General features: G+C 65.1%; 21 protein-coding genes. 12 read left to right on the top strand and 9 right to left on the bottom strand.

All coding sequences use genetic code 11. The annotated features are described in order from the left end of the window. Positions 1-75 precede the first annotated feature (75 nt). Genes JQ592_RS02965 through JQ592_RS02980 form a run of 4 tightly spaced genes read right to left on the bottom strand, consistent with a single transcriptional unit; the run spans position 76 to position 3,735 of the window. Positions 76-1,071, bottom strand: a complete 996-nt coding sequence (locus JQ592_RS02965; RefSeq protein WP_211401412.1) for an alpha/beta fold hydrolase — start codon at positions 1,069-1,071, stop codon at positions 76-78. A gap of 10 nt (positions 1,072-1,081) precedes the next feature. Continuing rightward, a complete protein-coding gene (locus JQ592_RS02970; RefSeq protein WP_211401413.1) occupies positions 1,082-2,632 on the bottom strand; it encodes a WS/DGAT/MGAT family O-acyltransferase in 1,551 nt (516 codons plus the stop codon). A gap of 45 nt (positions 2,633-2,677) precedes the next feature. After that, positions 2,678-3,478 carry an esterase/lipase family protein gene (locus JQ592_RS02975; RefSeq protein ID WP_211401414.1) on the bottom strand — a complete coding sequence of 267 codons (801 nt, stop codon included), beginning with the start codon at positions 3,476-3,478 and terminating at the stop codon, positions 2,678-2,680. Continuing rightward, complete coding sequence (locus tag JQ592_RS02980; RefSeq protein WP_211401415.1) at positions 3,478-3,735, bottom strand: DUF6489 family protein; 258 nt, start codon at positions 3,733-3,735, stop codon at positions 3,478-3,480. The genes JQ592_RS02975 and JQ592_RS02980 overlap by 1 nt, the downstream gene beginning before the upstream one ends. A gap of 400 nt (positions 3,736-4,135) precedes the next feature. On the opposite strand from JQ592_RS02980, the gene JQ592_RS02985 reads away from it, so the two are divergent. The 12 genes from JQ592_RS02985 (at position 4,136) to JQ592_RS03040 (ending at position 17,898) form a co-directional block, all read left to right on the top strand. Next, complete coding sequence (locus tag JQ592_RS02985; RefSeq protein ID WP_211401416.1) at positions 4,136-5,731, top strand: ABC transporter substrate-binding protein; 1,596 nt, start codon at positions 4,136-4,138, stop codon at positions 5,729-5,731. A 104-nt stretch (positions 5,732-5,835) separates the two neighbouring features. Further along, entirely contained in the window at positions 5,836-6,816 is a 981-nt protein-coding gene (locus JQ592_RS02990; RefSeq protein WP_211401417.1) for an ABC transporter permease, read from the top strand. A 10-nt stretch (positions 6,817-6,826) separates the two neighbouring features. After that, positions 6,827-7,798, top strand: a complete 972-nt coding sequence (locus JQ592_RS02995) for an ABC transporter permease (RefSeq protein ID WP_211401418.1) — start codon at positions 6,827-6,829, stop codon at positions 7,796-7,798. Positions 7,799-7,811: 13 nt separating this feature from the next. Next, positions 7,812-8,798 carry an ABC transporter ATP-binding protein gene (locus JQ592_RS03000; protein WP_211401419.1) on the top strand — a complete coding sequence of 329 codons (987 nt, stop codon included), beginning with the start codon at positions 7,812-7,814 and terminating at the stop codon, positions 8,796-8,798. Beyond that, positions 8,795-9,784 carry an ABC transporter ATP-binding protein gene (locus tag JQ592_RS03005; protein ID WP_211401420.1) on the top strand — a complete coding sequence of 330 codons (990 nt, stop codon included), beginning with the start codon at positions 8,795-8,797 and terminating at the stop codon, positions 9,782-9,784. Before JQ592_RS03000 ends, JQ592_RS03005 begins: the two co-directional genes overlap by 4 nt. Positions 9,785-9,871: 87 nt before the next feature. Continuing rightward, a complete protein-coding gene (locus JQ592_RS03010; RefSeq protein ID WP_211401421.1) occupies positions 9,872-11,677 on the top strand; it encodes a gamma-glutamyltransferase family protein in 1,806 nt (601 codons plus the stop codon). 9 nt (positions 11,678-11,686) lie between these two features. Then, positions 11,687-12,397, top strand: coding sequence for a DUF1028 domain-containing protein (locus JQ592_RS03015; protein ID WP_211401422.1), 711 nt, complete (start codon positions 11,687-11,689; stop codon positions 12,395-12,397). Next, positions 12,394-13,383, top strand: a complete 990-nt coding sequence (locus tag JQ592_RS03020) for an ABC transporter ATP-binding protein (protein ID WP_211401423.1) — start codon at positions 12,394-12,396, stop codon at positions 13,381-13,383. The genes JQ592_RS03015 and JQ592_RS03020 overlap by 4 nt, the downstream gene beginning before the upstream one ends. After that, entirely contained in the window at positions 13,383-14,483 is a 1,101-nt protein-coding gene (locus JQ592_RS03025) for an ABC transporter ATP-binding protein (RefSeq protein ID WP_211401424.1), read from the top strand. The genes JQ592_RS03020 and JQ592_RS03025 overlap by 1 nt, the downstream gene beginning before the upstream one ends. A gap of 23 nt (positions 14,484-14,506) precedes the next feature. Continuing rightward, positions 14,507-16,030 carry an ABC transporter substrate-binding protein gene (locus tag JQ592_RS03030; protein WP_211401425.1) on the top strand — a complete coding sequence of 508 codons (1,524 nt, stop codon included), beginning with the start codon at positions 14,507-14,509 and terminating at the stop codon, positions 16,028-16,030. A 31-nt stretch (positions 16,031-16,061) separates the two neighbouring features. Next, a complete protein-coding gene (locus tag JQ592_RS03035; protein WP_211401426.1) occupies positions 16,062-17,003 on the top strand; it encodes an ABC transporter permease in 942 nt (313 codons plus the stop codon). A 4-nt stretch (positions 17,004-17,007) separates the two neighbouring features. Beyond that, positions 17,008-17,898: an ABC transporter permease gene (locus JQ592_RS03040; RefSeq protein ID WP_211401427.1), complete on the top strand. Its 891-nt coding sequence runs from the start codon at positions 17,008-17,010 to the stop codon at positions 17,896-17,898. Here the strand turns inward: JQ592_RS03040 and cnbZ are convergent. The 5 genes from cnbZ to JQ592_RS03065 form a co-directional block, all read right to left on the bottom strand. Beyond that, entirely contained in the window at positions 17,895-18,641 is a 747-nt protein-coding gene (cnbZ, locus tag JQ592_RS03045; RefSeq protein ID WP_211401428.1) for a 2-amino-5-chloromuconate deaminase CnbZ, read from the bottom strand. The two genes, JQ592_RS03040 and cnbZ, sit on opposite strands and share 4 nt — an antisense overlap. A gap of 9 nt (positions 18,642-18,650) precedes the next feature. Continuing rightward, a complete protein-coding gene (locus JQ592_RS03050; protein WP_211401429.1) occupies positions 18,651-19,901 on the bottom strand; it encodes an adenylate/guanylate cyclase domain-containing protein in 1,251 nt (416 codons plus the stop codon). Continuing rightward, positions 19,898-20,287, bottom strand: coding sequence for a response regulator (locus JQ592_RS03055; protein ID WP_211401430.1), 390 nt, complete (start codon positions 20,285-20,287; stop codon positions 19,898-19,900). The genes JQ592_RS03050 and JQ592_RS03055 overlap by 4 nt, the downstream gene beginning before the upstream one ends. Further along, positions 20,284-22,887, bottom strand: coding sequence for an ATP-binding protein (locus JQ592_RS03060; protein ID WP_211401431.1), 2,604 nt, complete (start codon positions 22,885-22,887; stop codon positions 20,284-20,286). The genes JQ592_RS03055 and JQ592_RS03060 overlap by 4 nt, the downstream gene beginning before the upstream one ends. Before the next feature lie 159 nt (positions 22,888-23,046). Next, a complete protein-coding gene (locus JQ592_RS03065; protein WP_211401432.1) occupies positions 23,047-26,142 on the bottom strand; it encodes a MexW/MexI family multidrug efflux RND transporter permease subunit in 3,096 nt (1,031 codons plus the stop codon). Positions 26,143-26,211 lie beyond the last annotated feature (69 nt).

Raw genomic sequence — 26,211 nt, forward strand, 5'->3', positions numbered from 1 at the left:
CCGTTGCGACGAAGCAATCCAGAGTGTCTCCGCGGACACATTCCTGAATTGCTTCGGCTCGCTCGCAATGACGAGCTACCCAAACCGCCTTCTACGCCATTCGATCAGCTTGGCGCTGACTTCTTCCGGCTTCTCCTGCTGCGTCCAATGGCCGCTATCTTTCACCAGATACTTCTCGAGATCGGGAATCAGCTTGTCCATGCCGTCAGCGGAGGATGGCGGCAACACCGCGTCGTTCTCGGCCATGATCATCAGCGACGGCACGCGGACCGTATGATCAAGGCCTTCGGCACGCACCCAGTTGCGCGACATGTTGCGGTACCAGTTGATGCCGCCAGTGAAGCCGGTTCTGGTGAAGGCATCGACGAAGACTTTCTTCTCTTCCGGCGACAGGATCGGCGTACGCGGATCGTGCTTCGCGTCGTAGCCGGCAATCATCTGCGGAAATGCCAGATTGAGCCGCGGCGAAGCGCCGACACCGGCAACCACCTCCTCCGGCGGCGCGTCGGCCGGGCGCGGCGCCGGCTTACGCATGAACGCATCGAAGGTCTGCTCGACACGGCTGCCGAAAATCCTGTCCGGCTCGCGCGCCGGATCCTGGAACTGCACGATGTACATCTTGTCGCCGAAGCGCGCGCGCAACAGCTCGATCGGATCGGCCCAGGCGCGATCGGTGTGGGGCGTGTTGATGCCGACCACGCCAGCGACCCGATCGATGTGCCGCAACGGCATCTGCCAGACGATGAAGCCGCCCCAATCGTGACCGACGAAGATCGCCTTGTCGATCTGCAGATGATCGAGCAGTCCGACGAGATCGCCGGTCAGGTGCTCGATGTCGTAGGCCTCGACCGGCTCGGGCCGGTCGGTCGCACCGTAGCCCCGCTGGTCGGGCGCGATCACGCGGATACCGGCCTCGCTCAACGCCTTGATCTGGTGACGCCAGGAGAAGGCGAGTTCGGGCCAGCCGTGGCACAGCACGACCGGCGGCTTGTCATCGGCCGGGCCGGCCTCGTAATAGCCCATGCGGATTCCGTTCGTCGTCGCGAACTTGAGCGGCGGCATGTCAATCATGGCGAACTTCCTACTCAGCAGCGCCCTTGACGTCGGCTGCCGGCGGCGCATAGGCCGCCTCCAGCGCAGCGAACTCCTCGGGCAGCATGTCGCACATCACCTGCACGTGCGGAATGATGTTGGCACCGACGATGAAGCCGAAATCGAGCTGGTCACGATAGCTCTGCACGGTGATGTTGAGCGCCTGCCCGTGCGTCGAGATCGACACCGGGAAGATGTGCAATAGCTCGGCGCCGGCGGCGTAGAGCGTCTGCCGCGGCCCGGGCACATTGGACACCGTGATGTTGGCGGCTGGCGGCAGCACGTCGGAGAGATTCGAGCGGCTGTAGAGCAGTGCCAGGATCTGCACCATGATCGGGGCGCCCAGCATCGAGATGTTGGAGACCTGCGGCATCAAGGCGCGCAACGGATGCGACATCTCCTTGGACTTGGTCGATTGCGCGATGATCGCCTCCAGCCGCGCCTTGGGGTCATCGATGTTGGTGGCGATAGAACAGATCATGCCGAACACCTGGTTGTTGGCCTCGGTGTTGCCTTCCTCGCGCAGCGAGATCGGCACGGCGGCGGTCAGGGATTTCGCCGGCAGCGTGCCATATTGCAGGAGATAGCGGCGGACCACGCCGGAGGCGAGCGCCAACACGACGTCGTTGAGCTTGCCGCCGGCCTGCTTGGCCAGCGCCTTCGCCCGCGACAGCGAAATCGACACGCCGGCAAAGCTCCGCTCCGACGAGATCGTCTTGTTCAGCATGGTCGGCGGCGACACCATGCTGGCAAGACTCTCGCGCGACTTCGGATCAGCGACCTTGCCGAGCACGTCGGACACGCTCTTGAGCACGGTCGGGATGTTGCCGGCAAAGCGCACCGCGCTCTCGATCTGGTACATCGCGTTGTCGAACAGGATCGAGCCGATATCGCTCTTGCCCGTGCGCGGCAGCTGCAGGTTCTTCGCCGCCTGCGAGGCGTCGAGCGGCTGGCTGAACAGCTGCTGATAGGAATCGAGCAAGTTCGCGGCGATGTCGCGCGGCTCCTGTCCGGGCTTGGTTCCACCCGTCGGCGGCTCGACCTTCCGCGGGATCGGCGAGATGTCGTAGATCATGTTGGTCAGCGCTGCACCGGCGCCGCCGTCGATCGCGGCATGGTGCATCTTGGAATAGAGCCCGACCTCGTTGTCCTTCATGCCCTCGAAGACGTAGAACTCCCAGAGCGGGCGGGCGCGGTTCAACAGCTTGGCATGCATCCAGCCGACGATGCGTTCCAGCGTGGCGCGGTCGCGCGGCTGCGGCAGGCTGGCGCGGAAGATGTGACGGTCGATGTCGAACTGATCGTCCTCGACCCAGGAGGGATGATCGATGTCGAGCGGCGCCTTCTCCAGCCTCGCCTTCAGGATCGGCGCGATGTGCAGGCGCGAGACGATCATCGCCTTGAAGTCTTCGAAGAAGTCGCCCTTGTAGTCGTCGGGCAGGCGAAAGATCGCCATGCTGCCGACATGCATCGGCATCTCAGGCGTTTCCAGATAGAGAAACGACGCATCCAGCGACGACAGCTTCTTACCGTCAGCCATAGTTCCCTCCCGAGTATTCGACGGGCGCCTTGGCGGCGCTTCTCGTCAGGCCGATACTGCCCGCTCCGGCGGGGCATATGCAATGGCAAAGGGCCCCGCCCGGTCAAATGGCCAAAACTCTCCCTCCGGTTGCGCCAGGCGGTCCGCCACGGCCCACAGCACCGCGGGGTTCACGCCGAGCCCGATATGGCTCGCCAGGTGCACCTCGATATTCTCGGCCCGGTCGGAGGGATGCAGCAGACAGGTCCGCCAGTTCACGACACCGTCGGCACGCGAATAGATCGACGTCGCCGGCACCGGCAGTTCGCCGGCGATGGCCTCGCGCGCTTCCGCGAAATCCTCGACCCGCTCGCCGGACAGCGCCTCGTAGAGCCGCGTGGCGTTGGTCGCGCGCACGTCGTTGGCAAAAGGGCTGCCGAGCGTGACGACGTAACGGACCATGTCGGGCGCGCAAAGCGCGAGATCGCGGGCATAGACGCCGCCGAGGCTCCATCCGACCAGGCTGACCTTGCGCCCGCTCGCAGCATGGATTTCGGCGAGACGCGTGCGCAATGCCTCCCGCATCCGCTCCAGCCCGCCGAGATTGCGGCCCATCCGCCAGGCGTGTGCCTCATAGCCGAGCTCGCTGAGATAGCGCCGCAGCGGCGCCATCGACAGGTCGCTGGCGAGAAAGCCCGGCAGCGCCAGCACCGGATGCCCGTCGCCTTTGGGCGCGCGCATCAGGAGCGGTGAGAGCAGCAGGCTCGCATTGAACTCGAACAGTCCGCGGGCTTCGGCCAGCAGCAGGCCGAGAGCCGGCGGACGAAGCCGGCCTGGATCCTGCGCCCCGTCGCGACCGGACTGCACTATTTCTTCTTGTCGCTGCTGCGCGGGCTGCCGAGACCAGCCATGGTGACAAACAAGTCCTGAAACCGCTCGGCGATCTTGGGATCGAAGGTGAACCAGCTCTGGATCAGCGATTCCGGCGAGACCTTCTCGATGTTGCTCAAAACCTGCTGCTGCAGCTTCTCCATCACCGCCGTCTGCATCGGCGCCACGTCGGGCAATCCGAAGAACTGGCGGGCCTCAAGGGGGGTGCAGTCGATTTCGATGTTAACCTTCATGTCCCCTCCGGATGAGATTCGAGCGGCCTGCCGGCAGTATCACCGCGACACGGTGTGCAACGCAAGCGACCTGAGGGGAAGCTGCGGGGACCGGCTTCCGCAATCGACGGGTATGGTCAATCAAATCGCCCGGCTGCGACCGCAGCGGACGGCTGAAACGCAGCGGGCCGGCAGGGCCGATCTCCCTTCGTCGGGAGACTTCACCGGTCGAAAGTCGAATGTCGTTCGCGCGCCGGCCTCCCCTAGATTGCCGGGCAGCATTGCTGCACAGCGGTGCAACTTGGCGCGTTCCTTGCTGGAATGGCGCTTGCACGGGTCGAGAACTCTGGGCAACATGGATCAGTCAGCCTCGCCGAACAATCAAAAATCACCGGCGTGGGCAGTGTGGAGAGAGTCAAGAATGTCAGTCGGTCGAAGTCTGTTTGCGGCGACGCTCGCCGGTACGCTTGCGTTGGCGGCCTCGCCGGCGTCGAGCCAGACGCTACGTTATGCCAACCAGGGTGACCTGAAGTCGCTCGATCCCTATACGCTCAACGAGAGCACCACCCACGCCCATCTCGGCCACGTCTATCAGGGCCTCACCGCGCGCGACAAGGATCTCAAGATCATTCCGGCGCTGGCGGAAAGCTGGGAAACCCCGGAACCCACGCGCTGGCGCTTCCATTTGCGCAAGGGCGTGAAATTCCACAACGGCGACCCCTTCACCGCCGATGACGTAGTGTTCTCGGCCGACCGCGTCCGCAAGAAAGGGTCCAACATGCAGACCCGCCTTGCGCCTGATGTCAAGGTGGTCAAGGTCGACGACTACACCGTCGATTTCGTGCTGCCCTCGCCCAATCCCATCCTGCTTAACTCGTGGGATGTCTGGTACATCATGGACAAGAAATGGGCCGAGGAGAACAACGTCGTCGATCCGACGCCGGTTGCGGCGACCACGCCGAGCTATGCCTCGCTCCACGAGAACGGCACCGGTCCTTTCATCATCGAGAGCCATCAGCCCGGTGTGAAGACGGTGTTCAAGGCCAACCCCAATTACTGGGGCAAGGTCGAAGGCAATCTGAAGGAGATCATCTTCACCCCGATCTCCTCCGACGCCACCCGTGTCGCCGCGCTGCTCTCGGGCGAGGTCGACGTCATCGAGCCGGTTCCGATCCAGGACATCTCCCGCGTCGATTCGAGCCCGAATGCCCAGGTGCTGAAGGGGCCGGAGCTGCGCACCATCTTCATCGGCTTCGACCAGATGCGCGACGAGCTGCTCTACTCCAACATCAAGGGCAAGAACCCGTTCAAGGACGCCCGTGTCCGCGAGGCCTTCTACAAGGCAATCGACATCGAGCTGATCAAGACGCGCGTGATGCGCGGGCTGTCGACACCGTCGGCGCTGATGATCGCGCCGGAGCTGTTCGTACTGTCCAAGAGCTTCACGCGGCCGAAATTCGATCCTGATGGAGCCAAGAAGCTGCTGACCGAAGCCGGCTACCCCGACGGCTTCGAGGTCACCATGGACTGCCCGAACGACCGCTACGTCAACGACGCCGCGATCTGCCAGGCCGTAGTCGGCATGCTCGCCCGCATCGGCGTCAAGATCAATCTCCTGGCGCAGCCGAAGGCGCAGTACTTCGCCAAGGTGCTCAAGCAGGGCGGCTACCAGACCTCGTTCTACCTGCTGGGCTGGACCCCGAGCACGATGGACTCCCACAACGTGCTCTACGACATCATGGGCTGCCGCGACGATGCGAAATCCTCGCGGGGCGAGGCCAATCTCGGCGGCTACTGCAACAAGGAGTTCGACGCCATCACCGACAAGGTGCTGGTCGAAACCGACACCGAGAAGCGCAACCAGCTGATCAAGGAGGCCTACGAGATCGGCATCAAGGACTGGTCCTACATCCCGCTGCACCAGCAGGCGCTGGCCTGGGGCGTATCGAAGAAGGTCAACCTGCCGCAGCGTGCCGACAACCTCGTCATGTTCCACTGGGCGACCAAGAAGGAATAGCATCGGTTGAACACGAGGTCCCGGCAGCGCCAGGCTTCCGGGACCTTTCCTTTTCCGGCTGACAAGGACGTCGGCCGTACGTACACCCAAGGAAAGTGGAAGGCATGCTCGCTTTCACGCTTCGCCGCGCCGTTCAGGCCATCGGCGTCATGTTCGCCGTCGGCATCATCGCGTTCTCGATGTTCCGTTTCGCCGGCGACCCCGTCAACCAGATTGTCTCGATCGACACTTCGGCGGCGGAGCGCGCGATCGTGCGCAAGTCGCTCGGCCTCGACGATCCCGTGCCGGTGCAGTTCGTGCGCTATTTCGCCGATGCCGCGCAGTTCAAGTTCGGCGTCTCCTACCAGTTCCGCCAGCCGGTCTCAGCGCTGCTCAGCGAGCGCATGCCAGCGACGCTGGAACTTGCGATCTGCGCGACCGTGTTTGCGATGGTGTTCGGCATCCTGATGGGCGTCTATTCGGCGCTCAAGCGCGACACCGTACTCGCCAAATTATTCCAGGCGGTCTCGCTGATCGGCATCTCGCTGCCGACCTTCCTGATCGGCATTCTCCTGATCTATCTATTCGCAGTGACATTGGGCTGGCTGCCTTCGTTCGGCCGCGGCGAGGTGGTGAAGCTTGGCTGGTGGACGACCGGTCTGCTCACGCTGTCGGGCCTGAAGGCGCTGATCATGCCCTCGATCACCCTCGGCCTATTCCAGATGACCCTGATCATGCGGCTGGTGCGCGCGGAGATGCTGGAAGTGCTGCGGACCGACTATATCCGCTTCGCCCGCGCGCGGGGGCTGACCACGCGTGCCATCCATTTCGGCCACGCGCTGAAGAACACGCTCATTCCTGTGATCACCGTGGCCGGACTGCAGTTTGGCTCGGTTATTGCATTTTCGATCATCACCGAAACCGTGTTCCAGTGGCCGGGCATGGGACTTCTGTTCGTCCAGGCCGTGCAAAACGTCGATATCCCGATCATGGCCGCCTATTTGCTGATGGTCTCGCTGATCTTCGTCACCATCAACCTGGTGGTCGATATCCTCTACACCGTGGTCGATCCGCGCCTGCGCGCGACGGTCGGCCGCGCCGCATAAGGCAGCCTGCATGTCCGACGCAGTCGTCTCAAATTCCAACGGGCAGAGCACGCAGCCGGCCCACGCCGCCCGCAGCTGGCTCAGCCGCGCGCTCGACAGCGACGTCTTCTATTCGTTCCGCCGCTCCAAGCTCACCATGGTTGCGGCCGCCATCACGGTCCTGTTCTTCCTGCTTGCGATCTTTGCATCCGTGCTTGCGGTGCAGAACCCGTTCGATCCGGCACAGCTCCAGTTGATCAATTCGCGGATCTCGCCGCTGTGGACCGCCGACGGCCAGAGCCCGTTCCTGCTCGGCACCGACGAGCAGGGGCGCGACGTGTTCTCCGCCATCCTCTACGGCATGCGCATCTCGCTCGCCGTGGGCGTCGCCGGCGTGATCTTCGCCGGTGCGCTCGGCATCGCGCTCGGCCTGATCGCCGGCTATTTCGGCGGCGCCGTCGATGGCGTCATCATGCGGATCGCCGACGTGCAGCTCACCTTCCCCGCCATCCTGATCGCACTGCTGGTCAACGGCATCGCGAAATCGATCCTCGGCAACCGGCTGGACGCCACCAGCATGCTGGTCGTGCTGGTGATCTCGATCGGCCTGAGCTTCTGGGTCGGATATGCCCGGACCGTGCGCGGTTCCGTGATGGTCGAGAAGAACAAGGACTATGTGGCCGCCGCGCAGCTGATCGGCCTGCCCGCGCCGAAGATCATGCTACGGCACGTGCTGCCGAACACGATGGGCCCGATCCTGGTCATCGCCACGATCAACCTCGCGCTCGCCATCATCACGGAGGCGACGCTGTCCTTCCTCGGCGTCGGCCTGCCCGACACCATGCCCTCGCTCGGCACGCTGATCCGCATCGGCAACAATTATCTGTTCGCCGGCGAATGGTGGATCGTCGCCTTCCCCGGGCTCGCGCTGGCTACGCTGATCCTGTCGATCAACCTGCTCGGCGACTGGCTGCGCGACGCGCTCAACCCGAAGCTTCGATGAGTACGCCTCGTCCATGACCGAACCCGTTCTCTCCGTGCGTAATCTCCAGGTGGAGTTCGCCTCCCGCCGCGGCACACTGCGCGCCATCGACGACGTCTCCTTCGACATCGCCAAGGGCGAGGTGCTCGGGGTGGTCGGCGAATCCGGCGCCGGCAAATCCGTCACCGGCCTCGCGGTAATCGGCCTGATCGATCCTCCGGGACGCATTGCCGGCGGCGAGATTCATCTTGCCGGCCTGCGTATCGACAACCTGCCACCGGAGGAGATGCGCCGCGTCAGGGGCAAGCGCATCGGCATGATCTTCCAGGATCCCCTCACCTCGCTCAATCCGCTGTACCGGGTCGGCGACCAGATCGTGGAGACGATCCGGACCCACCTCAATCTCTCCGAAACCGCTGCGCGCCGCCGCGCGATCGACCTGCTCGCCGAGGTCGGGATCCCCGCGCCGGAAAAGCGCATCGACGGCTATCCGCACGAATTCTCCGGCGGCATGCGCCAGCGCGTCGTGATCGCGCTCGCGATCTGCGCCGAGCCCGAGCTGATCATCGCAGACGAGCCGACCACCGCGCTCGATGTCTCCGTGCAGGCCCAGATCATCTCGCTGATCAAGCGGCTCGGCCGCGACCACGGCACCGCCGTGATGCTGGTGACCCACGACATGGGCGTGATCGCCGAGACCTCCGACCGAGTCGCGGTGATGTATGCGGGCCGCGTCGCCGAGATCGGCCCGGTGCAGGACGTCGTGAAGAATCCGCTGCACCCTTACGCCAAGGGCCTGATGGGCGCGATCCCGACGCTTGCCGGCGAGGACAAGCGCCTGGTGCAGATCCCGGGCTCGATGCCGCGCCTGTCGGCGATCCCGCGCGGCTGCTCGTTCAACCCGCGCTGCGCCTTCGCTTTCGATCGTTGCCGTGTCGAGCGGCCGGAGCCGCTGCAGCGCGGCGCGCAAGCGGTCGCCTGCCATCTCTATGACACCGTGCCGGCGGAGAGCGCGGCATGAGCACGCCCTTCGTCCAGGCCACCAATCTGCGCCGCGTGTTCGACGTCTCGAAACCCTGGCTCAACCGCGTGCTCGAAGGCGGCCATCTCGAATACCTCAAGGCCGTCGATGGCGTCACCTTCGACATCAGGAAGGGCGAGACCTTTGCGCTGGTCGGTGAATCCGGCTCGGGCAAGACCACCGTGGCGCGGATGGTGGTCGGCCTGTTGCCGCCGAGCTCCGGCGACGTGCTGATCGACGGCGTCTCGATGGCCGATCCGCGGCAGGCCCTCGCGCGGCGAAAGCTGCGCCGCCGCATCCAGATGATCTTCCAGGACCCCTATGCGAGCCTGAACCCGCGCTTCCGCGTCGATGCCATCATCTCCGAGCCGATCCGCGCCTTCGACCTGATCCAGGGCGAGCGCGATATCCAGGCCCGTGTCGGCGAGCTGCTCAGCCTCGTCGGCCTGCATCCCGACGACCGGCTGAAGTTTCCGCATGAGTTCTCCGGCGGTCAGCGTCAGCGCATCGCGATCGCGCGCGCGCTCGCCTCCGACGCCGAATTCATCGTCTGCGACGAGCCGACCTCGGCGCTCGACGTCTCCGTGCAGGCCCAGATCCTCAATCTGATGCGCGATCTCCAGGACAAGTTCGGCCTGACCTACATGTTCATCAGCCACAACCTCGCCGTGGTCCGCCACATGGCGAGCCGCGTCGGCGTGATGTATCTCGGCCGCATCGTCGAGATCGCGGAGGGACGCGAGCTGTTTTCCCGCCCGCGCATGCCCTACACCAAGATGCTGCTGGGCGCCGTGCCGGATCTCGCCATGAGCGGCCGCCAGCGCATTCCGGTCAAGGGTGAGATCCCGAACCCGATCAATCCGCCGCCCGGATGCGCCTTCAATCCGCGCTGCCCGCTGGCGTTCGATCTCTGCCGCAAGGAAACGCCGGAACTGATCGACGGCGTCGCCTGCCACGCAGTCAACACCGCGCCGGTCCCGGCGTGACGCGCGCGTGCCATGCAGCCTGCGCATTGGCGGCACGGCATCGCCTGTGATCAATTGCGCGCGCCGGAAATAAGGTGGTGAAGTCCCATGGGCAGCAATATCAATCCCGATCCGTTCACGACGAGACCTGAGATCGAGGGCACGTTCGGGGTCGTCGCCACCACGCACTGGATTGCGACCGCCGTCGGCATGGGCATTTTGGAAAAGGGCGGCAATGCCTTCGATGCCGGCGTTGCGACCGCTTTCACGCTCCAGGTGGTCGAGCCGCATCTGAACGGCCCCGGCGGCGATGTCCCTGTTATCGTGCACGACGTCAAGCGCGGCCGCACCGAGGTGATCTGCGGCCAGGGCCCGGCGCCGGCCCGCGCCACCATCGCGCATTACAAGAGCGAAGGCCTCGACATGGTGCCGGGCACCGGCCTGCTCGCCGCCTGCGTCCCCGGCACGTTCGAATCCTGGATGATGCTGCTGCGCGACTACGGCACGATGCGGGTGCGCGACGTGCTGGAGCCCGCGATCTCCTACGCCCGCGACGGCTATCCGCTGGTCGAGCGCGCCTGCGCGACGATCCAGACTGTCGAGCAGCTGTTCCGCAAGCATTGGCCGACATCGGCTGCGGTCTATCTGCCGAACGGCGAGGTGCCGAAGCCCGGCACCCTCTTCACCAACACGACGCTGGCCGCGACCTACGCCCGAATCCTGAGCGAGGCAGAAAGTGGCGGCGGTGGCCGCGATGCCGAAATCGAGCGCGCACGAAAAGCCTGGTCGCAAGGCTTCGTTGCCGAAGCCATCGACAAGTTCTGCCGCACCCAGGAAGTGATGGACGTCAGCGGCTCGCCGCATCGCGGCGTGCTCTCGGCCGACGACATGGCACGCTGGCAGCCGACGGTCGAAGCCCCGCTCACCTATGATTACGGCCGCTACACGGTCTGCAAGGCCGGCGTCTGGAGCCAGGGCCCGGTGACGCTGCAACAGCTGGCGCTGCTCAAAGGCTTTGCGCTCGACGGGCTCGATCCGACCGGGCCCGAGTTCATCCATCTCCAGATCGAGTGCGCAAAACTCGCCTTCGCCGACCGCGAAAAATTCTACGGCGATCCCAAGTTCACCGAGATCCCGATCGCGACGCTGCTGTCCGATGCCTACAACGACGAGCGCCGCAAGCTCGTCACCGACAAGGCCTCGCTCGATTTCATTCCCGGCTCGGTCGAAGGCTTCGGCGGCGTGGTCAAGCTGCGCCGCGCCGAGGGTCAACGCGAGGCGGTCGGCGCGCTTGGCGCCGGCGAGCCGACGGTGGGACGTTTTGGCGAGGTGCGCGGCGACACCGTGCATTTCGACATCATCGACAGGGACGGCAACATGGTGTCCTCGACACCGTCGGGCGGCTGGCTGCAATCCTCGCCGATCATTCCCGAGCTCGGCTTTTGCCTGGGCAGCCGCGCCCAGATGTTCTGGCTGGAGGAAGGCCATCCCGCCGCGCTCGCGCCGGGCAAGCGCCCGCGCACCACGCTGTCGCCGACCATGGCATTGCGTGACGGCGAGCCTTATCTGGCCTGGGGTTCGCCCGGCGGCGACCAGCAGGACCAGTGGATCACGCAGTTCTTCCTGCGCCACGTCCATTGCAACCTCAATCTTCAGGAAGCGATCGACGCGCCGGCCTGGCATTCCGAACATTTCCCGATCTCGTTCTGGCCGCGCACCGCGCGGCCCGGCGTGCTCGTGGTCGAGAACCGCGTGCCCAAGGCGACGATCGAGAACCTGCGCGAGCGCGGGCATATCGTCGAGGTCGGTCCCGACTGGTCCGAAGGCCGCCTCACCGCGGCCTCGCGCGTCGGGGTCCGCCGCCGCGCCGCCGCCAATCCGCGCGGCATGCAGGGCTACGCCGCAGGACGCTGAAGGCAGAACATGACCTGGTCGATCATCGCGCGCGATCCTGCCACCGGCCAGTTCGGCATCGCGGTTGCGACCCGCTTCTTCGCCGTCGGCGCGCGTGTGCCCTACATCGCCGCCGGCCTCGGCGCCATCGCGACGCAGGCTTTCGTCAATCCCTATTACGGCATCGACGGCGTCAAGCTGCTGCGCGAAGGTTTGAACGCGCACGACGTGCTCGCCACCCTGCTCGCGACCGACGACGGCCGCGAGAGCCGCCAGCTCCACATCATGGACGCGAGCGGCGAGATCGCCGCGCATACCGGGCGCGACTGCGTCGACTGGTGCGGCCATATCGCGGGCAGCGGCTTCTCGATCGCCGGCAACATGCTGGCCGGCACCGATGTGCTCGACGAGACCGCGAAGACCTATATCGCCAATGACAGCCTGCCCTTCCCGCGCCGCCTGCTCGCGGCGATGCGCGCAGGCGAAGCCGCCGGCGGCGACAAGCGTGGCAAGCAGTCCGCCGCGCTCCTGATCCACGGCGAGGAGGAATGGCCGGCGCTGGACATTCGCGCCGACGACCATCCCGATCCGCTCGGCGAGCTCGAACGGCTCGAGCGCGTCAGCCAGGAGCTCTGGGTGCACTTCCGCCCGTCCATGCCGACGCGGCAGAATCCGGCCGGCAATACCGATCGCAGCGTCATCGACGCCAGCATCGCCACAGCGCGCGCAAGACGATCATGAGCGCGAGCCCCCTCATCGAGATCAGCGATCTCCGTATCCGCTTCCACGGCGACGACGGCCGTGTCACCCACGCAGTCGACAGCGTCGATCTCAGTGTCGCCAATGGCGCGACACTCGGTCTCGTCGGCGAATCCGGCTGCGGCAAGAGCGTGACGTCGCTCGCTATCATGGGCCTGCTACCGAAGCAGAGCGCCGAGATATCGGGCGCGATCCGCTTCGATGGTTTTGATCTGCTGACGACGCCGGATCAGACCCTGCGCGATCTGCGCGGCAACCGGCTAGCGATGATCTTCCAGGAGCCGATGACCTCGCTCAACCCGAGTCTTACGATCGGCGACCAGATCATCGAGACCATTTTGCGCCATCGTGGCGGCTCGCGGAAAAGCGCGCGGGACCGCGCGATCGAGCTCCTGCGCCGGGTCCACATCCCCTCGCCCGAGCGGCGCATCGACGAATATCCGCACAAGCTCTCCGGCGGCATGCGCCAGCGCGTGATGATCGCCATGGCACTCGCCTGCGACCCGCGGCTCCTGATCGCGGACGAGCCGACCACGGCGCTCGACGTCACCCTGCAGGCCCAGATCCTGGAGTTGATGCGCGAGCTGAAGGCGGCAAGCGGCGCCGCGATCATCCTGATCACCCACGATCTCGGCGTCGTCGCCGAGGTCTGCGACGAGGTCGCGGTGATGTATGCCGGCCAGATCGTCGAGCGCGCGCCGGTGGATGAGCTGTTCTCCGCGCCGCAGCATCCCTACACTGTAGGCCTGCTCGGCTCGATCCCGCGGCTCGACCACCGTGCCGAGCAGCTTGCGACGATCGAAGGCATGGTCCCGAACATGGCGCAGCCGCCTGCCGGTTGCCGCTTCGCCGCGCGCTGTCCCTTCGTGCTGGACGCCTGCACCAAGGCGCCGCCGCCGCTGATCGAAGTCAGCGCCGGCCACCTCTCGCGCTGCATCCGCGCGCCGCTCGAACTTCTGGTGGCGTGATGGCGCTGCTCGAGGTCGAAGGCCTGGTCAAGCATTTCGTCGCCGAGCGCTCGCTGTTCGGCCGGGCGCTGGCGCATGTCAAAGCGGTCGATGGCGTGTCGTTCTCGCTGGAAGCCGGCAAGACGCTGGCGCTGGTCGGCGAATCCGGTTGCGGCAAGTCCACCGTCAGCCGCCTTGTGCTGCGGCTGATCGAGCCGGATGCCGGTACGGTGCGCTTTGATGGACGCGACCTGCTCTCGCTCGATGCCAGCGGCTTGCGCGCCTTCCGCCGCGAGGCGCAGATCATCTTCCAGGACCCCTACGCCTCGCTCAATCCGCGCATGACGGTCGGCCAGATCCTGACCGAACCGCTGGTACTGCACGATCTCGTGCCGCCGGCACGGCGGGCCGAGCGTGTCGCCGAGCTGCTGCGGCTGGTCGGGCTGGAGCCGCGGCTCGCGCGGCGCTATCCGCATGAATTTTCCGGTGGCCAGCGCCAGCGCATCGCGATCGCCCGCGCGCTCGCGGTCGAACCGAAGCTGATCATCTGCGACGAGCCGGTCTCGGCGCTCGACGTCTCGATCCGCTCGCAGATCCTCAATTTGCTGCGCGAGCTCCAGGACCGGCTCGGCCTCGCCTACATCTTCGTCTCGCACGATCTCGCCGTGGTCAAGCACATCGCCGACCACGTCGCGGTGATGAATCTCGGCCAGATCGTCGAGACCGCAGAGGCCGACGCGCTGTTCGCCGCGCCGCGCCATCCCTATAGCCGCGCACTGCTGTCCGCGATCCCCGTGCCTAAACCGCGGGCAAAGAGCAGCCGGATTGTGCTGCAGGGTGAAATCCCCAGCGCGCTCAATCCGCCCGCCGGCTGCCGCTTCCACACCCGCTGCCCCTATGTGGTGGAGCGCTGCCGCAGCGAAATGCCCCGGCTCGTCCCGGATGGCATCGGACATGCAACGGCCTGCCACCGAACGTCGGAGCTGCCGTCCTCGGCGGCGATCGTTCCCATGGACGGCGGCTTCTCGCCGGTCCTGGAAAAATTGGTCGCGGCCTTCAGCGGCGGACCGGAAGCAGCACGCGGCGGCGGGGTTAGTTCATTGGGGGCGGACCCCGCATAGCCGTGAAACAAAGGTTGAGAGCGATGAGCTTCATGCGTTTGACAATCCTGGCGTCGGCCCTGCTGACGTCGCTCGTGGGCACGGCCCAAAGCCAAGTCCAAGCGCAGACCACGCTTCGCATCGGGATCGCCGAAGACCCCGACATTCTCGATCCCAGCATCGGCCGCACCTATGTCGGCCGCATCGTGTTCTCCGCCTTCTGCGACAAGCTGTTCGACATCGACGAAAAGCTCAACATCGTGCCGCAGCTGGCGCTGTCCCACGAGACCTCGGCGGACGGCAAGGAGATGACGATCAAGCTCCGCCCGGGCGTCAAATTCCACGACGGCGAGCCGCTGGATGCGGAGGCTGCAAAATTCTCGATCGAGCGTCACATGACGCTGCCGACCTCGTTCCGCAAGTCGGAGCTTGCCAGCGTCGACCACGTCGAGGTGGTCGATCCCCTCACCATCAAGCTGGTGCTGAAGACGCCCTACTCGCCACTGATCGCCCAGCTCACCGACCGTTCCGGCATGATGGTCTCGCCCAAGGCGGCGAAGGAGGCCGGCGACAAGTTCGGCCTGCATCCGGTCTGCGCCGGCCCCTACAAGTTCGTCGAGCGCGTCCAGCAGGACCGCATGGTGTTCGAGAAGTTCGCCGATTACTGGAACAAGGACAACATCCACATCGACCGCGTCGTGTTCCTGCCGATCGTCGATGCCACCGTGCGTCTGGCCAACCTCAAGTCCGGCGGGCTCGACCTGATCGAACGCGTGCTGGCCACCGACATCAAGGACGTCCGCGCTGATTCGAGGCTCGTGCTGTCGACGGCGCCGGAGCTCGGCTATCTCGGCCTGACCGTCAACATCGGCAACGACAAGAACAAGGGCCCCTTGAGCCAGTCGGCGAAAGTCCGCCAGGCGCTCGACCTGTCGATCGACCGCGAAGCGATCAACCAGGTCGTCTTCAACGGCGAGTTCACGCCCGGCAATCAATGGGTCAGCCCGAAACATCCCTATTACCAGAAGGCCTTCCCGGTCCGCGGCCGCGATGTCGCCAAGGCCAAGGCGTTGCTGAAGGAAGCCGGCGTCACCACGCCCGTGACCGTCGACTATATGATCCCCAAAGGCGCGGAGAACGAAGCCGTCGCACAGGTGGTCCAGTCGATGGCCGCGGAAGCCGGCTTCGACATCAAGATCCGCGCCGTCGAATTCGCGACCACCTTCAAGCAGGCCCAGGCCGGCGAATTCCAGGTGTTCCAGATCAACTGGAGCGGCCGCATCGATCCCGACGGCAACTCCTACATCTTCATGCGCAGCAAGGCGCCGCAGAACGATGGAGGCTATTCGAACCCCGAGGCCGACAAGCTGCTGGAAGAGGGCCGGGCGACATCCAACGTCGAGGAACGCAAGGCGATCTACGCCAAGCTGACCAAGGTCATGCTCGACGACCTGCCGATCATCTACATCTATCACCGCACGCTGCTGATCGCGCACACGAAGAAACTGGACGGCTACCGGCAGATGCCCGACGGGCTGGTGCGCGTGGTCGGGCTGAAGTTCAAGTGATCGCGACAGCGCCCACGAAGCGACCGGCATCATGCTGAACTTTCTCGCCCGCCGGATCGCGCAGATCGTGCCGACGCTGTTCTTCGTGTCGGTGCTGATCTTCTCGCTGCAGCAATTGCTGCCGGGCGATCCCGCGCTGGTGATGGCCGGCGAGGAGCGTGATCCCGCCGTGATCGAGCAGATCCGCCAGCAATACAAGCTCGATCAGCCGATTCCCGTGCAATACGTCTATTGGCTCAAGGGCGTGCTCTCGGGCAATTTCGGCGAGTCCCTGCGCAACAAGATGCCGGTACGCGAGCTGATCGCGCAGAAGCTGCCGGTGACGCTGCAGCTCGGCTCGATGGCGATCCTGATCGCGTTCTTCATCGGCATTCCCGCCGGCATCGTCTCCGCGGTGAAGAAGGGCACGGCCTGGGACTACGGCGCCAATCTGTTTGCCCTATGGGGCATCTCGACGCCGAATTTCTGGCTTGGAATCCTGTTGATCTTCCTGTTCTCGATCGAGCTCGGCTGGCTGCCGGCCTCGGGCTACGTGCCGCTCACCGAGAACTGGCGCGCAAGTCTCGCCGCCACCATCATGCCGGCCTTCGTGCTCGGCAACGCGATCTCCGCGATCCTGATGCGGCATACCCGCAGCGCGATGCTCCAGGTGCTGGAAAGCGACTATGTCCGCACCGCGCGCGCGAAAGGACTGTCGGAGCGCTCAGTCATCCTCAAGCACGCGATGCGCAATGCGCTGACGCCCGTGATCACGCTCGGCGCGCTCGAGCTCGGCACGCTCTTGTCGGGCGCCGTGCTGACCGAGCAGATCTTCTCCATTCCCGGCTTCGGCAAGCTGATCGTGGACGCCGTGTTCAATCGCGACTACGCGGTCGTGCAGGGCGTGGTGCTGGTGACGGCCACGGTCTACATCACGCTGAACCTCGTTGCCGACGTCGCCTATATCCTCGTCAATCCGCGGCTGCGGGGCTAGTGCCATGACCGATGCCGCGCTGCCCGCCGCCCCCTCCGCCACGCAAGCCTACGAGCTCGACAGCCCGGCGCGGCGCGCGCGGCGGCGGCTGTTCAAGCGCAAGGCCGCCGTGTTCGGGCTTGTCGTGATCACGATGTTCATCGCGCTTGCAGTCCTTGCGCCCATCGTCGTGCCCTACGACCCCATCGCGACGAGCTGGAGCCTGGTGCGCAAGCCGCCGACCGCGGCGCACTGGTTCGGCACCGACGAGCTCGGCCGCGACATCCTGAGCCGCGTCGTCTACGGCGCGCGCGCCTCCCTGCTCGCAGGCCTCATCTCGGTCGCGATCGCGCTCGGCATCGGCGTGCCGCTCGGCCTGCTCGCCGGCTATCGCGGCGGCTTTACCGACGCGCTGATCAGCCGCATCACCGATGCGATGCTGGCCTGCCCGTTCCTGATCCTGGCGATCGCGCTCGCCGCGTTCCTCGGTCCGAGCCTCGGCAATGCCATGATTGCGATCGGCATCTCGGCAACCCCGATCTTCATCCGGCTGACCCGCGGCCAGGTGCTGAGCGTCAAGGCCGAGGATTATGTCGAGGCCGCGCGTGCGCTCGGCAACCCGCCCTGGCGGATCGCGTTCTCGCACATCCTGCCGAACATCCTGCCGTCGCTGCTGGTGCAGGCAACGCTCTCGATCGCCGCGGCCATCATCGCCGAGGCCGCGCTGTCCTTCCTCGGCCTCGGCCAGCAGCCGCCGGCGCCGTCCTGGGGCAGCATGCTCAATGCGGCCCAACGCTTCCTGACCCAGGCGCCGTGGATGGCGATCTGGCCGGGGCTTGCGATCTTCCTCGTGGTGCTGTCGCTGAACCTGCTCGGCGACGGCCTGCGTGACGCCCTCGACCCAAGGCAGCGCTAGATCACAACTTCACGCAACACCCGGCGGCAGTCCATCTCGTATTCGAGATCGACCACCGGCGGCCGGGCATAGTGCCAGGTCAGGCCGGAGCGCAGCGCGCCGCGGCGGACCAGCTCATCGACAAGCGCATGGTGGAAGTCGTGCACGGAATAGGCCTGCACGCCGGTGGTGTCCTTCCAGCCGAAGCCGAACGCCGCCATCCGGCCTTCCATCTGCGACGTCGTGGTGAAGCGCACCTTCTCCCGCAGCCCCTCGGGGCTGAGATCGCGGTAGCGCACCGTGCGCTCGACGTAAGTGCCGCTGCCCTCGCGCGCCTCGGCGCCGCCGGCGATGACGAAGCTGGGTGCGTTCGACCGCGTCGGGCGCGTGAAGGAGAACGCGTAGAACGAGGGCTCGGACGGCGGATCGATCTCGGGACAGACATTGCTGCGCGCCACCGGATTGGTGGTGCCGTCGAAGATACCCCATTCGGACAGCGTCTTCACATAGTGCAGATTGAACGCGCGAAAGCCCTCTTCGCTGAAGGCCGCCGGCGAGCGCAGCTCGCAGGCACAGAACGCCGTCAGCGGCCGCCCCGCCTCCTGGATGAATTTTGCGGCCAGCGCAAATCCCTCGGCCAGCGGCACCAGGCGATCGAAGCGGACGCGCTCGATCTCGAAGCTCTCATCCGCGGCCGCGCCCGCCGAATACTGGAACACGGACGGAATGAAACGATAATTGCCGGCGGAGAATTCGCGCGTCATGACGGACTCCTATTCCAGTTGCATGCGAATGCCCTTGGCGCCGTTGAGCAGGCGCTTCAGGTGAAACCCGGCCAGCGGATCGTCGGCGTAGACGCCGACCAGCGCCGCAAAGGCCGGCATGGCGGCGGCATCGCCGGCCTCCATCTTGGCAAAGGCTTCGGAATATTGCGCCGTCGCCGGCGCTTCGAACCTCGCCTGCGGCAGCGGCTCGAACGCACGCAGCGGCTCGCTGCGCCCGCGCAGCATCAGGTCGCCCACGGGACGGCCGTGGAAGTTTGCAGCGGCCTCGGCCACACTGGCACTGACGCAGATGCGCGTTCCCAGATGCTTGTTCGCCGCCTCCAGCCGCGCCGCAATATTGATGGTGTCGCCATAGGCGGTGTAGTCGAAGAAGCGGTTGCCGCCGAAATTGCCGACCAGCGCCGGGCCGGCATGGACACCGATTCGGGTCGTTCCGAAATTCACCCCTTTCGCCTTCCAGCGCGCCGAAAAATCCTGCGCCCAGGCGTCGAGAGCATGCGCGCACGCAACCGCACGCGTCGCATAATCGGGCTGATCGCCGGGGGCATTGAACAGCACCTGGATCGCATCGCCGATGATCTTGGCGACCGTTCCCTCATGGGCGAACACGATCTCGGTCATGCCGCCAACATATTCGTTGAGGAGCTGGCCGAGCGTCTGCGGAGGCGCGGTCTCGACCAGCGAGGTAAAGCCGGTGATGTCGGTGAAGAGGGTGGCGACATCACGCCACTGCACCTCCATGCCGTCGCCGTCGACATCCGCCGCCAGGCGTCTTGCGATCTCCGGCGAGAAGAAGCGCGACAGCGAGGCATGGGCGCGCTCGGCTTCCGCCTGGCGCCGCCGCACGTCGCGCAGCATCTCGACATGGCGGATGGTTTTCTGGATCGTGGTCTCCAGATCGGCGAAGTCGATCGGCTTGGTCAGGAAGTCGAACGCGCCGCGGTTCATGGCGGTGCGGATATTGCTCATGTCACCATAGGCCGAAACGATGATGGTCGACTTCTTGTCCTCGGCCTCCTGGAGCTTCGCCAGCAGCGACAGCCCGTCCATCCGCGGCATGTTGATGTCGGAGACCACCATGTCGACATGCGGGTTCTGCTCCAGCGACTCCAGCGCCTCTAGGCCGTCGCGGGCGAACATCAGGGCGAGCTGCCCATCGCGAATCTGCCTGCGGAACTTCTGCAGGATCAGCGCCTCGAGGTCCGGCTCGTCGTCGACGAAGAGGATGGTCGCGGTCATGCGGCTTGCTCGAGCCTCGTATCGATCTCCTGGCGCAGCAGCGCAAAGTCAATCGGCTTGGTGAGGAGCCCGACGGCGCCCCGTTCGATCGCCTTGCGGCGTGTCTCGGCGTCGCCGTAGGCCGTGATCATGATGACCGGGACGTCCGGATGCGCGGCACGCACCTTGGGCAGCATATCGAGCCCGCTCATGCCGGGCATGTTGATGTCCGACAGGATCAGGATCAGCGAAGGATCGCGAACCTCGGCGGCGCGCTTGAGCGCATCGGGCGCGGAGGACGCGAACTCCATGTGGAAACGGCCGGCGCGCAACTCGCGCCGGAACTGCTGCCGGAACAGCACCTCGACATCGGGCTCGTCATCGACGATCAGGATGTAAACGTTCACGTCCTGCCTCCGGGTGTGCTGCCTGCTGCCATCGTCCGCGGCAGGGTGATGATGAATTCGGTGAATACACCTTGTGTGGTGTTCACGTCGATGGTGCCGCCGTGCTGTTTCACGACGATGTCGTGGCTCATCGAAAGGCCGAGCCCGGTGCCCTCGCCGGCCGGCTTGGTGGTGAAGAACGGATTGAACATCTTCTCCTTCACCTCGGGCGGAATCCCGGTGCCGTTGTCGCGAATCCGGATCTCGACCCTGCCCCCGAGGTTCTTCGTCGCCGCGCTCAAGGTGGGCTCGAAGGCGTCTCCGTCGCTCTCCTTGCGCTTGGCCGCAGCATAGAAGCCGTTCGAGATCAGGTTGAGGAAGACGCGCGTGATCTCCTGCGGATAGATGTCGGCCATGCCGGCGGCCGGGTCGAGATCGCGCTGAAGCGTGACGTTGAAGGCAGGCCTTTCGGCGCGTGCGCCGTGATAGGCGAGGTTGAGGCTCTCCTCCACGATGGCGTTGATATCGCTGGGGCGATGCTCGCCGGACCCTTCGCGCGAGTGCAAGAGCATGTTCCTGACGATGGAATCGGCGCGCTTGCCATGCTGCACGACCTTATCGAGGTTGGCCCTGAGCATGCCGGTCAGCTCCTCGACCTCCTCCTTCGTCTTGCCGTCGAGCGCGGCCGATTGCAGGATCTCGCTGAGTTCGTCGATCAGCTCGGTTGAGACCGCGGAGAAATTGTTGACGAAATTGAGCGGGTTCTTGATCTCATGGGCAATGCCGGCCGTCAGCTGGCCGAGTGAAGCCAACTTTTCCGTCTGAATCAGTCGGCCCTGCGCGGCGCGCAGGTCCTCGAGCGAACGCGACAGCTCATCCGTGCGGTCACGCAATTCGTTGAGCAGGCGAGCATTTTCCATGGCGATCACCGCCTGCGCCGCAAAATTCGTCACCAGCTCGATTTGCTTGCTGGAGAAGGCAAGAGGCCGCTGACGGTAGATCAGAAGGGCGCCGATCAGGTCCCCGTCCTTGAGCATGGGAACGCCAACCAGTGTCCGCGCCCCGGCGCGCAGCGCCAGTATCGGTCCGTCATATCCTTGAGGTGTTTCGAAGAAGTCCGGCTCCGTCCTCGTATCGACGACATGCACGGTTTCCCTGGTCCGAACGATGCGGCCAATGACGGTGTTCGGGGCCGGCCGTGTCGGCTTCTGGTAGATCTCGTCCTTCAGCTCGGCCGGGACACCGTGCATCGCGATGGCGCGGAACGTGTCTCCCTCGCGCAGATAAAGCGACCCGAACTCGGCCTGGCAGATGCGAGTGGCGTTCTCCAACATGATGCGAAATACCGGCCCCAGTTGCCCGGGGGAGGTGGAGATAACCTGGAGCACTTCGGAAGTTGCGGTCTGCTGTTGCAGCGATTCGCTCAATTCCGCCGTGCGCTGCTCGACCTTCCTTTCCAAATCCGCATAGGATTCCTGCAGGCGCGCGCCCATGTCGTTGAACTGGTCCGCGAGCCCCTCGAGCTCGTCGCCGGTCTTGATCGTGATGCGTTGCGCGAAATCGCCGCTGCCGATCCGCTCGGCGCCGCTGCGCAGCGCCTGGATCGGTCCGACCATGCGGCGGGCGAGAAATATCCCGGCGAGCACGGCGAAGATCGACGCCGCCAGCAGCACGATCGCGAGCCGCTGCAGCGAGGCGTACAGCGCGGCATAGGCCTCTTCGACCGGCAGCTCGACGAACATGGTCCAATGCAGGGGCGCGATCGGAGCCGACGCGGTCAGCACCTTCTGGCCCTGGATGCTGCGCGCTTCAGGGAGCACGTCCGAGATCGTGCCCCCTCCCACCTGCGCGGCGCGCACCTGCGCAAGGCCGGACATGTCGGTGTTGCGCAGGACGAGGCTGATGTCGGGATGCGCGATCAGGCGCCCTTCCGGGCCGACCACATAGGCATGACCGTGCTCGCCGACCTTGATCTGGGAGACGACGTCCCAGATCAGCTTGAGATTGACCTCGGCGATGCTGACGCCGGCATCCTTGCGCGCGCCGGCCAGCGCCAGCGTCATGTAGGGCTCGGAGTCCCTGCGGAAATAGACCGGCCCGTAATAGACCTTGCGCGCGACCGCCTCGGTGAATTTCGGATCGGCCGACAGATCGAGCCCGCTGTCGATCGCGTCCATCGCCAACCGCGAGACCCGCAGCCGCTCCTTGCCGGTCGAATCCACCTGGGCGAGCTCGGTGACCGCCGGCACCTGACGCAGCAGCCGCAGCGCGTCGAACCGGCGCTGCTCGATCGAGCCCGCCGACCAGGGCAGCTGCGTGGTCCAGCCGAGCTGGCTCTCGATCTCCTTGACGAACTGGCCGATCTTGGCCGCGGCCGCCTCGGCCTGCTCATGCTGGACCCGGATCAGCGAGGCCTTGTGCTCGCGATAATAGAAGAAGACCTCGAACAGCCCGTTGGCGAGCAGCGCGACGGCGACGACGGCCACGAACAGCGCGACGTATTTGGCGAACAGCCGGGTCCTGATCCCCCGCCCGGCCGCTTCGGCGGACACGACGCCGTTCGAAGCCGTGGTCGGCGACGTCCTGGCTTGTGGGGCATCGGGATGGAGGGAAAGGGTCATCCCACGGAACCTAGCAAGAAGGCCCGACCTTGTCTCTCGCCTGCGCGGCCGAGGCCCACCCCAATGGCTGCGGCCGCCGGATCGGCCGGGCCGGGCCCCAACGAAAAAGGGCGGCAGCGGACCCGCCGCTGCCGCCCTCCGATTGGCTTGCTTCCGGCCTCAGGTCGGGCGCAGGGCCTTGGCGCCGAGGTCGAGCTCGTTGACCTCCTTGTTCCGCTCGGAATCGGCCGCCGCGCGATGGTCGGTCGCCAGCACCACATAGACCGCGGGCAGCACGAACAGGGTGAACAGCGTGCCGATCGACATACCGGCGACGACGACCAGACCGATCGAGAAGCGGCTGGCCGCGCCCGCGCCGGTCGCGGTCAGCAGCGGGATCAGGCCCGTCACCATCGCGGCCGTGGTCATCAGGATCGGCCGCAGGCGAATGCGGGCCGACATCTCGATGGCCGAGCGGCGATCGAGCCGCTCGTTGACCTGGAGCTCGTTGGCGAACTCCACCATCAGGATGCCGTGCTTGGTGATCAGACCAACCAGGGTGAGCAGACCGACCTGGGTATAGATGTTCATGGTCGCCACGCCGAAGAACAGCGGGATCAGCGCGCCGACGATCGCCATCGGCACCGAGATCATGATCACGAACGGGTCACGCAAGCTCTCGAACTGCGCCGCCAGCACCAGGAAGATGATGATCAGCGCGAAACCGAAGGTGATCGCGAGCTGATTGCCTTCCTGCACATACTGCCGGGAGTCGGCCAGATAGTCGTGGCTGAAACCGGCCGGCAGCTTCTTGGCTTCGCCTTCGAGGAAGTCGACCGCTGCGCCGACGGTCACGCCGGGCATCGGCACGGCCGAGAAGGTCGCCGAATTGAGCTGATTGTAATGCGTCAGCGAATTCGGGTCGGTGCGGGTCTTGATCGAGACCACGGTCGACAGCGGCAGCTGCTGGCCCGTGTTGGTCGTCACGTAGTACCCGCCGAGCGATTCCGGTGACAGCCTGTTGGCGCGCGGCACCTGCGGGATCACCTGGTAAGAGCGACCCTCGAGATTGAAGCGGTTGATATAGTTGCCGCCGAGCAGAACCGCGAGCGTTGCGCCGAGGTTCTGCATGTTGACGCCGAGATCCTGCGCCTTGCTGCGGTCGATCGTGATCTGAACGCTCGGCTGGTTGTAGGCGAGGTCGCTATCGGAAACGATGAACATGCCGCTCTTGCGCGCAGCATCCTTCAGCTTCTCCATCTGTTCGTAGACGGTCTGGTAGCCCGCGGTGGAGTTGATGACCATCTGCACCGGCAGACCGCCCGGACCGCCCGGCAACGGCGGCAGGTTGAACGCGAAGGCCTGCACGCCCTCGATCTTCGAGAGCTCGGCCTGCACCAGCGGCTTCAGCGCGATCGACGAGCGCTTGCGCTCTTCCCAGGGCTTCAGCAGCATGCCGGCAATGCCGCCCTGCGGGCCGTTGATGCCATTCAGCACGAAGCGCAAATCGGTCTCGGGGAATTTCTGGAATTCCTTGTCGAGCTTGTCGCCGTAGAAATCGACATAGTCGATATTGGCGTATTTCGGCGCCTTGGTCACCGCGAACACGATGCCCTGGTCTTCCTCAGGCGCCAGCTCCTTCGAGGTGTGCATGTAGAGGAAACCGACGAGGCCGAGGATCGTGATCGCGAACAGGCCGGTGATCGCCTTGTAGTCGAGCGAGCGGTCGAGCCTGCGGCCATACCAGCGCGTCATCGCGCCGAACACCCGGTTCACGAGCTTGGCGAAACGGCCCTCCTCGGTGTTCTTCAGCAGCACCGAGCACATCATCGGCGACAGCGTCAGCGCGATCACGCCGGATACGATCACCGATCCGGCGAGGGTAAAGGCGAACTCGCGGAACAGCGAGCCGGTGAGGCCACCGAGGAAGCCGATCGGAGCGTACACGGCCGCGAGCGTGATGGTCATCGATACGACGGGACCGACGATCTCGCGTGCGCCTTCCATCGCCGCCTGCACCGGTGTCTTCCCCTCTTCCAGATGGCGATGGATGTTCTCCACCACCACGATGGCGTCGTCGACCACGAGGCCGATCGCAAGCACCATCGCGAGCAGGGTCAAGAGGTTGAAGCTGAAGCCCAGCGCCAGCATCAAGGTGCAGACGCCGATCATCGACAGCGGAATGGTGACGACGGGAATGATGACCGAGCGCAGCGAGGCCAGGAACAGGAAGATCACCACGATCACGATGATCACGGCTTCGCCCAGCGTCTTCTCAACCTCGTCGATCGACGACTGGATGAACTTGGTCGAATCGTAGGCGACCTTCATCTTCATCGACGGCGGCAGGTTGCGTTCGAGCTCGGGGAACAGCGCCCTCACGCCCTTGACCAGCGTCAGCGGATTGCCCTGCGGCGTCGCGTTCACGCCGATGAAGATCGCGTGCTCGCCGTTGAAGGCGACGCTCGCGTCAGTACTTTGCGCGGCAAGCTCGACGGTGGCGATGTCCTCCATCCGGACGAAGCCCCCGTCCTTGGCCTTGACGATCATCTTCCTGAACTGGTTGACGTCGGTGAGGCTGGTGTTGGTCGAGATGTTGGAGACGATCAGATAGCCCTTGGTCTGGCCCGCCGCGGACTGGAAGTTGTTGGCCGTGATCGCGGCAGCGACATCGGCCGGCGACACGTTGCGGCCGGCCATCTTCATGGGATCGAGCCACAGCCGCATCGCAAAGGTCTGGCCGCCGAGAATATCGGCCGAGGCGACGCCGTCGACCGTCGACAGCACCGGCTGCACCACGCGCGTCAGATAGTCCGAGATCGCCGAGCCCGACAGCTCCTCGGAGGAGAAGCCAAGATACATCACGGCCGTGGTCTGGCCCGTGGTCTTGGTGACGATCGGGTCGTTGGATTCCTTCGGGATCAGGTATTTGACCGAGTTCGTCTTGGCCAGCACCTCGGTGAGCGCCTGGTTCGGATCGAAGTTCAGCTTGATGTAGACCTGAATCGTCGAGGTGCCGAGCACCGAGGACGAGGTCATGTAATCGACGCCCTCGGCGGAGGCGACCGCCTGCTCGATTGGCGTGGTGATGAAGCCCTGGATCAGGTCGGCGGACGCACCGGGATAGACGGTCGTGATGTTGATGACCGTGTTCGACAGCTTCGGATATTGCCGGATCGGCAGCACCATCGCCGCGCGCAGGCCGATCAGCAGGATCAGCAGACTGACGACGACCGACAGGATCGGGCGTTTGATGAAGATATCGGTAAAGCGCATCGCGGCGATCTCGAATTCTTTGTCTTAGATAAAGTGATCCGGCCGGGCCGGATCACTTGGATGTTTGGA

Source organism: Bradyrhizobium iriomotense (genome assembly GCF_018129405.1).
GTDB classification, from domain to species: domain Bacteria; phylum Pseudomonadota; class Alphaproteobacteria; order Rhizobiales; family Xanthobacteraceae; genus Bradyrhizobium; species Bradyrhizobium iriomotense_B.

Bases quoted from the DNA above. Each gene is read 5' to 3' on its own strand.
- JQ592_RS02965 (WP_211401412.1), bottom strand. From the start codon at position 1,071: ATGATTGACATGCCGCCGCTCAAGTTCGCGACGACGAACGGAATCCGC.
- JQ592_RS02970 (WP_211401413.1), bottom strand. From the start codon at position 2,632: ATGGCTGACGGTAAGAAGCTGTCGTCGCTGGATGCGTCGTTTCTCTAT.
- JQ592_RS02980 (WP_211401415.1), bottom strand. From the start codon at position 3,735: ATGAAGGTTAACATCGAAATCGACTGCACCCCCCTTGAGGCCCGCCAG.
- JQ592_RS02985 (WP_211401416.1), top strand. From the start codon at position 4,136: ATGTCAGTCGGTCGAAGTCTGTTTGCGGCGACGCTCGCCGGTACGCTT.
- JQ592_RS02990 (WP_211401417.1), top strand. From the start codon at position 5,836: ATGCTCGCTTTCACGCTTCGCCGCGCCGTTCAGGCCATCGGCGTCATG.
- JQ592_RS02995 (WP_211401418.1), top strand. From the start codon at position 6,827: ATGTCCGACGCAGTCGTCTCAAATTCCAACGGGCAGAGCACGCAGCCG.
- JQ592_RS03000 (WP_211401419.1), top strand. From the start codon at position 7,812: ATGACCGAACCCGTTCTCTCCGTGCGTAATCTCCAGGTGGAGTTCGCC.
- JQ592_RS03005 (WP_211401420.1), top strand. From the start codon at position 8,795: ATGAGCACGCCCTTCGTCCAGGCCACCAATCTGCGCCGCGTGTTCGAC.
- JQ592_RS03010 (WP_211401421.1), top strand. From the start codon at position 9,872: ATGGGCAGCAATATCAATCCCGATCCGTTCACGACGAGACCTGAGATC.
- JQ592_RS03015 (WP_211401422.1), top strand. From the start codon at position 11,687: ATGACCTGGTCGATCATCGCGCGCGATCCTGCCACCGGCCAGTTCGGC.
- JQ592_RS03020 (WP_211401423.1), top strand. From the start codon at position 12,394: ATGAGCGCGAGCCCCCTCATCGAGATCAGCGATCTCCGTATCCGCTTC.
- JQ592_RS03025 (WP_211401424.1), top strand. From the start codon at position 13,383: ATGGCGCTGCTCGAGGTCGAAGGCCTGGTCAAGCATTTCGTCGCCGAG.
- JQ592_RS03030 (WP_211401425.1), top strand. From the start codon at position 14,507: ATGAGCTTCATGCGTTTGACAATCCTGGCGTCGGCCCTGCTGACGTCG.
- JQ592_RS03035 (WP_211401426.1), top strand. From the start codon at position 16,062: ATGCTGAACTTTCTCGCCCGCCGGATCGCGCAGATCGTGCCGACGCTG.
- JQ592_RS03040 (WP_211401427.1), top strand. From the start codon at position 17,008: ATGACCGATGCCGCGCTGCCCGCCGCCCCCTCCGCCACGCAAGCCTAC.
- cnbZ (WP_211401428.1), bottom strand. From the start codon at position 18,641: ATGACGCGCGAATTCTCCGCCGGCAATTATCGTTTCATTCCGTCCGTG.
- JQ592_RS03050 (WP_211401429.1), bottom strand. From the start codon at position 19,901: ATGACCGCGACCATCCTCTTCGTCGACGACGAGCCGGACCTCGAGGCG.
- JQ592_RS03060 (WP_211401431.1), bottom strand. From the start codon at position 22,887: ATGACCCTTTCCCTCCATCCCGATGCCCCACAAGCCAGGACGTCGCCG.
- JQ592_RS03065 (WP_211401432.1), bottom strand. From the start codon at position 26,142: ATGCGCTTTACCGATATCTTCATCAAACGCCCGATCCTGTCGGTCGTC.